We start from the raw sequence: 6,989 nt of genomic DNA on the forward strand, positions 1-6,989 counted from the left end.
GCTTCCCGTCCGATCCCGGCTCATATAACTTCGCATAGCCTTTATAGCCATCAGCCTGAAGGATGCCGCTCGCCTCTCGCAGATGATGGACGTGTTCTTCCTTCCAGTCGGGAGCGAAGTAATAAACCGCACCCGGCGGTGCGCCGCCTGCCCATGGACGCTGATCGCGGACATATGTCCAGATCCTGCCCTTCTTCACACCTTTGCCCAGTCCCTTGTCGCGCAGCGACCTATCCAGCACCCGGATCGGCGTATCGTCAGCGTGGAGGACATCGCTCTTCATGATCTCCTTCTCAATACGCTCGATCAGCGGACGGAGCACCTGCATGGCACGACCGCACCAGTCCACCAGTGTGCTGTCTGGTATATCGGCACCCATCCGCGCGAATATCTCGTTGAGGCGATAGAGCGGCAGGTGATCGTCGAACTTCGAGACCAGGATATAGGCCAGAAGCCCGGCACCAGCCATGCTGCCCGATATCGGGCGGCTGGGCGCAGGAACCTGCACCATCTTCTCGCAACAACGGCACGACTTCTTTGGTCGGGCGATCTCGATGACCTTCATCGTCGCTGCGATCATATCGAGGATTTCGCTGACATCCTCTCCGACAAGGCGCAATTGTCCGCCGCAGGCAGGACAACAATGACCGGGATCCAGTTCCCGGCGTTCGCGAACGGCATTTTCCGACACACGCGGGCGTCGACGCAGTGGCCGGGACTGTGAAGTCTCCTCCGGGCCACAAGCCGTATCGTTTTCAAGCTCTTCGACGGGCGCGGTCTCGTGTTCGGCACTGGCAATCAACAGATCCTCAAGCGCCAGTTCCAGTTGCGCAATTTCTCGCTCGATCTTTTCAGAAGACTTGCCGAAGACCTGTTTCTTCAGCCGGGCAATGCGCAGCCTCAAACCTTGGATCAGGTGGTCATGCGCTTTCAACGCCGCCGACATCTTCGCATTCTCCGCCTGCAAGGCGGTGATCATCGCCTTCAGAAAGGCTGGATCATCAGGAAGAATTGAGCTCGCATTCGACATGATCCTGACTAGCATAAATCAGGACAGAACGCCATAAAAACAAGTAGTTTCAGTAAGATAAAATCAACCGACACGTGCCGGCGGAGCACCCCAGTCCGGACGTCTCCAGTCTATTCCTTCCCATAGCATCGCCAGTTGCGCTGCTGTCAGTCGAGCTGTCCCATCGGCCGCTGAAGGCCAGGGGAAACGGCCTTTCTGCAGAATTTTATAGTAAAGGCAAAATCCCTGGCCATCAAAATACAGCAGCTTCACCCGATCGCCACGTCGCCCGCGAAAGGCGAAGACAGCTCCACCTGTCGGCTTCTGACGCAAGACATCCTGTGCCAACATCGAAAGGCCCTCAATGCCCTTCCTCATATCTGTGACGCCGCAGGCAAGGTAAACCCGTACGCCGGTGCCCGGTCCAATCATGCCTGTTCCACCGCCCGGATGAGCCGCGTCAGCACTGCGCCTTCCACTCGGTTGCCAAAACAAAGACGACGGCCGCAGCGCAAGTGCAATTCAACCATCGAGGATGAAGCATCGACGGAACTGTTCGCCTCAGAGCCGGGCAGAGCGGCAGTCATGTCAACGGGAAGAAACAAGGGCTCCGGCGAGGGAGGCAGAAGTCCCTTCCTCTTCAACTCGCTACGCCACATATAAATCTGCTGCCGCGATACATCGTGACATAGCGCAACTTCTGTGACTGTCGCCCCATCAACCCCAACCGAATTGACTATCGCAAGCTTCTCTTCGGTCCGCCACCGACGTCGGCGTTCGTGGCCCAGTATCTCCATCCTCATCGTATACCTCAATCTCAAGACACGTCATTAATGACGTCGCTAAAGACGTGTCTTACGTCACGAGGTCTTGCTTCAACAGGCGGTAGCAATCGGGCCGTTACGTAGCAGCCAGATTGCCTCAATGTTGCGATGCGTCTCGGCCTCCAACCGTCGACTGGAACGCACCCGGTTCAAATATCCATAAATATAGAATTTTAGCATGTCGGCAGGATCGAACCCCGGCCGACCGGTATCTTTCGCATCAATCCGCACAAAGCCCCCGGCCTTGAGATCGAGGCCATCCACAAAGGCCTCGATGAAGCGGAGTGGGTTATCCGGTCCCACATAATCATCGACTGCTTCCGGCAGAAGCAGCAATTGTGAGCGGTCTGTTCCAGAAAGATGAGCCATGGAAAATCTTACCACAACCACCTATCATCTGGAATCGCCAAGGGAGTTTTGGCACAGTCTCCCGGATTTTTGCGACAAAATCGCCAGCACTGAATTTTCAGGAAAATTCTGTCGCAAAAGTCGTGTGCGAAAGTCCGACTTACGCGACTGACTTGCCGATTCGAACCAAGGAGGAGGCGCGGAACGCCTGCCTGCCGCCGCGCCAGCCTCGCTCCTCTGCGGCCAAGGCCGGCGCGGGTTCTTTCCCGGATCAGATCGCGCTTAAACTGCGCGAGTGCCCCGGACAGGTGGAAGACCAGGCGGCCGCCGGGCGTGGTCGTGTCGATGAAGGCCGAGGTTGCAGCGAAGGCGGCAAGCGGCTTCATTTTTCATACCTGGCAAGATAGGCTTCGACCCGGTCGGGATGCTCCCCTTGGAAGAAAGAGATATGCGCGCCACTTTTCGGGTACCGGATCGGCTTCAGGTAGGCCGCGACCTCCTGGTAGGCTTTGATTGTCTCTCCAGCATTGATGTCTCCCCAGATCGGTGCCGATCCGGCAGTAAAACTGGTGAAGTTTGCAAACTCATCGACCGTCACGCCAGCGGCCTTGAACGTTTCTTCAGGGAGCGCAGGCAGGCGGGGCAGGAAATCTTTGCCAACCAATGTCCGCCAGCCGATATCGGCGATACCCGGCTCTTCGGCAGGCTTCCAATGATAATACGACCCTTCCCGCTGAATACCCTGATCGACCATCTTGGGTGTAATCTCGATCGCAGCGCGATAGCATTGTGACGCTTGCCCAAGCATGAAGGCAAGACTGTTTTTATAGGGCGGTAAAAAGAAGCCGAAACCCATAACCCCGCAAATGATCGGCAGGTCTTTTATCTCCTCAACGATGGCATCAGCGAACGCCACGTTGGTCTGTGACTCCGGCGGCATCGCCATTTCCAGAAGAGTAAAAGCCCGATATTGCTCGACACAGAAAAACGGCAGTGCCGGATTGTCAAACTCCTTCGGCAGCATGCCATAGCGGCGCATGCCATCGCCGAACTTGCTCTTTTCACGATCGAAGAACGCGCGACCGGCTTCAAGCAATTCGGGCTTCATATATTTGAAGTCGCCCTTATGCCTGTCAAAATGATAGGCAGCTATACTTGCGCTCTCGCCGTAATGAGCCTCGAAGCGAGCGTATGTTTTCGCCAATGCCGATCGGAGCACTGGATTATCGAGAGTTTCTTTGATGAAGATCAACTGCCGGAAGGCGGGCGCTGCCAGGGGATTATTATTGTAAAGAAGAATATCAGCCATTTGATCCTCCGGACTGCAAAATTGTCACTTTGCTGCTGCCAGCATTCATCTAAACGCATGGCTTAATGCCTGAAACGGAATCGGAACCCGCACCCGCCAGCGTATCGGATTTCAGGATTTTTGCGACAAGGAGGGAATTTTGTTTGATGGCCGATCGAGCAGGCAGAGACAAATCTGCTGAACTGATTTCGAGATTTCGTGGTGGCGAGCCGACCAGTGACCAGTTCAAGAATGCTTGGTCAGCGAGTACCGACCACGCGCCGATCGACCGAATGCCCATGCACTGCGCATCATTTGTCTAGATCGGGTCGTAGCTCGTCGATCATGGCATCGACATTTTCCGGCGTAATTTTCCAACGGTCAGCATTGTCATATTCAAATTCAGCCTTGACCTTCCGTGTTTCCCTGTTGAACTGGAAGAGCATCTTGATGAAGCCCTTGTCGCCTTCCAGACGAAGCCATTCGCGGTATGCATTTACCTGGGGCCGCACTTCTCTGGGTTTGAAACTGATGGCCGTCCAGTTTCCGGAGGCATCGTATGCATACCCATATGTACTGCTCACTTCCCCATCATCGAACGAAAAAACTACAGAAACTTCGATCCAATCAATTCCTGCCATTTCCTCATGACTTGCCAGCACACGGGCAATTTCGCCCATCAGTTTCATGTTTTCGGATTGAGGTTGAGCCGGTGCGGGACCGGACAGCCCCAACGCGGCGAGCGCTGTTGCAAGAAGCCGTGCGATCATTGCGTGTTTTCTTTCCTTCATCGGATTTTCTCGGATCATTTTACAAGTCTAATTTAACAAATTTTCGTATTTAAATTCAGGGAGACTGTGCCAAAACTCCCTTGGCGATTCCAGATGATAGGTGGTTGTGGTAAGATTTTCCATGGCTCATCTTTCTGGAACAGACCGCTCACAATTGCTGCTTCTGCCGGAAGCAGTCGATGATTATGTGGGGCCGGATAACCCAGTCCGCTTCATCGAGGCCTTTGTGGATGGCCTCGATCTCAAGGCTGCGGGCTTTGTGCGGATTGATGTGAAAGATACCGGTCGGCCGGGGTTCGATCCTGCCGACATGCTAAAACTCTATATTTATGGATATTTGAACCGGGTGCGTTCCAGTCGACGGTTGGAGGCCGAGACGCATCGCAACATTGAGGCAATCTGGCTGCTACGGCATCTCAAGCCGGACTTTCGCACGATCGCGGCCTTTCGACGGGTCAACCGTTCGGCCTTCAGGAAGGTGTTTCGCCAGTTCGTCATCCTGTGCCGCCAGCTCGACCTGTTCGGGCGGGAGTTGCTGGCAGTGGCTTCGGCAGGACGATGACAGGGGCATGATCAAGATGCTCTTCCAGTTCAACCGGCAATCGCGGAAAGTCCAAGCGGCTTTCGAGTACGATAATTCCTCACGGTGGCAAGTAACGCCGACAAATATAGACGTCATAACCGATGAGCTCCGGCCCAACCTGGACGCGGGGTAAGAGGCGATGCAGCGTGCAAAACGTATAACGTTCACCAAAATAGCCGAGGAACTCGGCATTACTAGTGTTGCAATCACAAGGGTTTGCCAGGGGCACGGTCGATCAGAGCGTGTCGAATATGCCATCGCGGACAAACTCGGCACCACTCCTCAAGAATTATGGCCCGATAGATACTGACGCAGAAGGTGTTGAAAGTGACCAGAACCGCAAACGGAAACGACCCCGGAAGCTGTAACTTCCGAGGCCGTTAAGAAATATCGATTTGCTCTCGATAGTTCTTTTTCCCTCTATTCGAATAATTAGTCAAGCTTGCACACCGCGCGAGCATCTTGATATCCTCAAGTTCCAAATATCGTGTCAAAAAAGGCAATTTAACTGGAACTGGTAAAATTTGACCTCAAGATTCTCAATGGGTTATACTGAAGCCAGAGGCCACTATGTTGCCATTGGATCAGCATCGCTGACTTTTTCGACTATTCTTCCCTCTGCGTCGACGTGGGACTGCGACGCAACCTCGGCGCTAGGATTTCGTCCACGGCCGGCCTCCGATCCCATTCCCTCAGCTCATCGGATTGTCTGTTAAAGCTCTACCGTTGCGGCTACCCCAACCGTGTTGCGGTATGATATAATAGCGTTCCCCCGCTGAACTGTCATACATGGAGTATCCAGATTAATGCATTGGCTTTTCGCATATGGGTAACCTGCATGGAAGAGGACGAATACAAAAAATCTCTATCTTTTTGGGATGATGAAATTATCATTTGGGTTCATCTAACCGAGGGACGAATGAGCCATTGGCGATATACACCCAAAGCCATCAACGGTGAAAACGGCCAAACTCTGTTCGATCTAACACCGTGGCCATCATGGGATATGTTATCGCTCGAAGCGGAGGCGGATAGGCTAGTTATTGCACTTCGACTATATCCCAATGGACAAGAAAGCGCGCTGCTGGAGATCGCACGTCAGACAAAGGAATTGAGTGTGGATGGTAAACCAGTCACGGCAGACGATCTTGAACGCTCGTTGACGGCAGCGCTACGTCAACGCTCATAGGTGCGGAAACAACACTGTTCACGGCCAAAGCGTGCATCTTATGGGCCGCTCGAAGATCCTTAATGCAACCGTTTCTATGGTTTAAAATGATCATAGCCGCGCCATATAGTTCTTTATCCCTCTATTGGAACAATTAGTCAAACTTGCACACCGCACGGTGGGGCATGCCGCCTATCGGAACGATCATTGCCTTGTGCTGGTTCAATGAGCCGCCGTGCGATTGATTGGTCAGAAGTGGCATGACGCGCAATGGGATCAGTCGCCTTCTCCAGGTTTCCGATAGACATCGGTCAGGCTGCGACCATCTTTGAGTCTGACGCAATCCCAAACAGATTCGAGATCATCCTTGTATTTAGCCGAACAGGTTGCGAAACTGGTCTTATCAACATTTCCGATTTCGGTAAATCGGGCAGCGTACTTTTCAAAGCGTTCGACACATTCTGCGGTAGTTTCATCCGGCCAGGAGTTTATACTACAATGACGTTGTGCAGTTGTATCGTCGTCTTTTAATGAGAATGCGACGAGCATGGTCAGAAATAGAACCACACAAACGGTCAGAATACGATAGAGCTTCCTCTCATCCTTGGTGGCCGGCTGTTTAGCACCGAATAGACTGCCGATAAATGCTTCGACTATGCTACCAAGGGTCAATTCTGTGTCCTCCGTCAGATGTCATGATAAATTATTGCTCCAAAGGGAGCATTGAAGCTCGCGATTCTCATTGCAACGAGGATGCAGTAATCACGAACTCGCGTAGGCGCAAAAATAGCGGACAGTGACAAAATAACCCTCCCGGCCGCAGGCACGAGGAGTTGAGTAACCGCTCTCAGAGCCTGTTCCAAAAAGGGTTGAGCGATTTCCGCAGGTTATGATTCAATCGGATTTCTGACATACGATGGAGATCACGATGGCCTGGACTGAAACCGCTCGCCGACAGTATGAGCGTCGCAATTCGCG

Annotated in this window: 9 protein-coding genes and 2 pseudogenes; 3 read left to right on the plus strand and 8 right to left on the minus strand. The window is 53.1% G+C overall.

All coding sequences use genetic code 11. From position 1 onward, the window contains the following. The 7 genes and pseudogenes from tnpC to AAE521_RS04570 form a co-directional block, all read right to left on the minus strand. Nucleotides 1-1,030: IS66 family transposase (tnpC, locus tag AAE521_RS04540; RefSeq protein WP_342060596.1), on the minus strand; the 1,030-nt coding region annotated here is incomplete at its 3' end. Nucleotides 1,031-1,093: 63 nt separating this feature from the next. Then, complete coding sequence (tnpB, locus tag AAE521_RS04545; RefSeq protein ID WP_011982990.1) at nucleotides 1,094-1,441, minus strand: IS66 family insertion sequence element accessory protein TnpB; 348 nt, start codon at nucleotides 1,439-1,441, stop codon at nucleotides 1,094-1,096. Beyond that, a complete protein-coding gene (gene tnpA / locus AAE521_RS04550) occupies nucleotides 1,438-1,812 on the minus strand; it encodes an IS66-like element accessory protein TnpA (RefSeq protein ID WP_342060597.1) in 375 nt (124 codons plus the stop codon). The genes tnpB and tnpA overlap by 4 nt, the downstream gene beginning before the upstream one ends. Before the next feature lie 105 nt (nucleotides 1,813-1,917). Continuing rightward, a pseudogene (locus AAE521_RS04555) lies at nucleotides 1,918-2,202 on the minus strand (transposase); the annotation flags it as partial. Between the two features lie 8 nt (nucleotides 2,203-2,210). Next, complete coding sequence (locus AAE521_RS26730) at nucleotides 2,211-2,567, minus strand: recombinase family protein (protein WP_425286372.1); 357 nt, start codon at nucleotides 2,565-2,567, stop codon at nucleotides 2,211-2,213. Further along, entirely contained in the window at nucleotides 2,564-3,490 is a 927-nt protein-coding gene (locus AAE521_RS04565; protein ID WP_342060599.1) for a hypothetical protein, read from the minus strand. Before AAE521_RS04565 ends, AAE521_RS26730 begins: the two co-directional genes overlap by 4 nt. 290 nt (nucleotides 3,491-3,780) lie before the next feature. Further along, the gene (locus tag AAE521_RS04570) at nucleotides 3,781-4,260 is read right to left on the minus strand and encodes a hypothetical protein (RefSeq protein ID WP_342060600.1); all 480 of its coding nucleotides are present in this window, start codon (nucleotides 4,258-4,260) and stop codon (nucleotides 3,781-3,783) included. 121 nt (nucleotides 4,261-4,381) lie between these two features. Here AAE521_RS04570 and AAE521_RS04575 point away from each other — a divergent pair. The 3 genes and pseudogenes from AAE521_RS04575 to AAE521_RS04585 form a co-directional block, all read left to right on the plus strand. Further along, nucleotides 4,382-4,804, plus strand: a pseudogene (locus AAE521_RS04575) (transposase); the annotation flags it as partial. Nucleotides 4,805-4,982: 178 nt separating this feature from the next. Next, nucleotides 4,983-5,153, plus strand: a complete 171-nt coding sequence (locus AAE521_RS04580) for a helix-turn-helix domain-containing protein (protein ID WP_342060602.1) — start codon at nucleotides 4,983-4,985, stop codon at nucleotides 5,151-5,153. Nucleotides 5,154-5,681: 528 nt separating this feature from the next. Next, nucleotides 5,682-6,032: a hypothetical protein gene (locus tag AAE521_RS04585; RefSeq protein ID WP_342060603.1), complete on the plus strand. Its 351-nt coding sequence runs from the start codon at nucleotides 5,682-5,684 to the stop codon at nucleotides 6,030-6,032. A gap of 255 nt (nucleotides 6,033-6,287) precedes the next feature. Here AAE521_RS04585 and AAE521_RS04590 read toward each other — a convergent pair whose 3' ends face one another. Continuing rightward, nucleotides 6,288-6,683 (minus strand): hypothetical protein, encoded by a 396-nt coding sequence (locus AAE521_RS04590; protein ID WP_342060604.1) that lies wholly within the window; start codon nucleotides 6,681-6,683, stop codon nucleotides 6,288-6,290. Between the last annotated feature and the right edge of the window lie 306 nt (nucleotides 6,684-6,989).

Source organism: Brucella cytisi (genome assembly GCF_038433355.1).
GTDB lineage: Bacteria > Pseudomonadota > Alphaproteobacteria > Rhizobiales > Rhizobiaceae > Brucella > Brucella cytisi.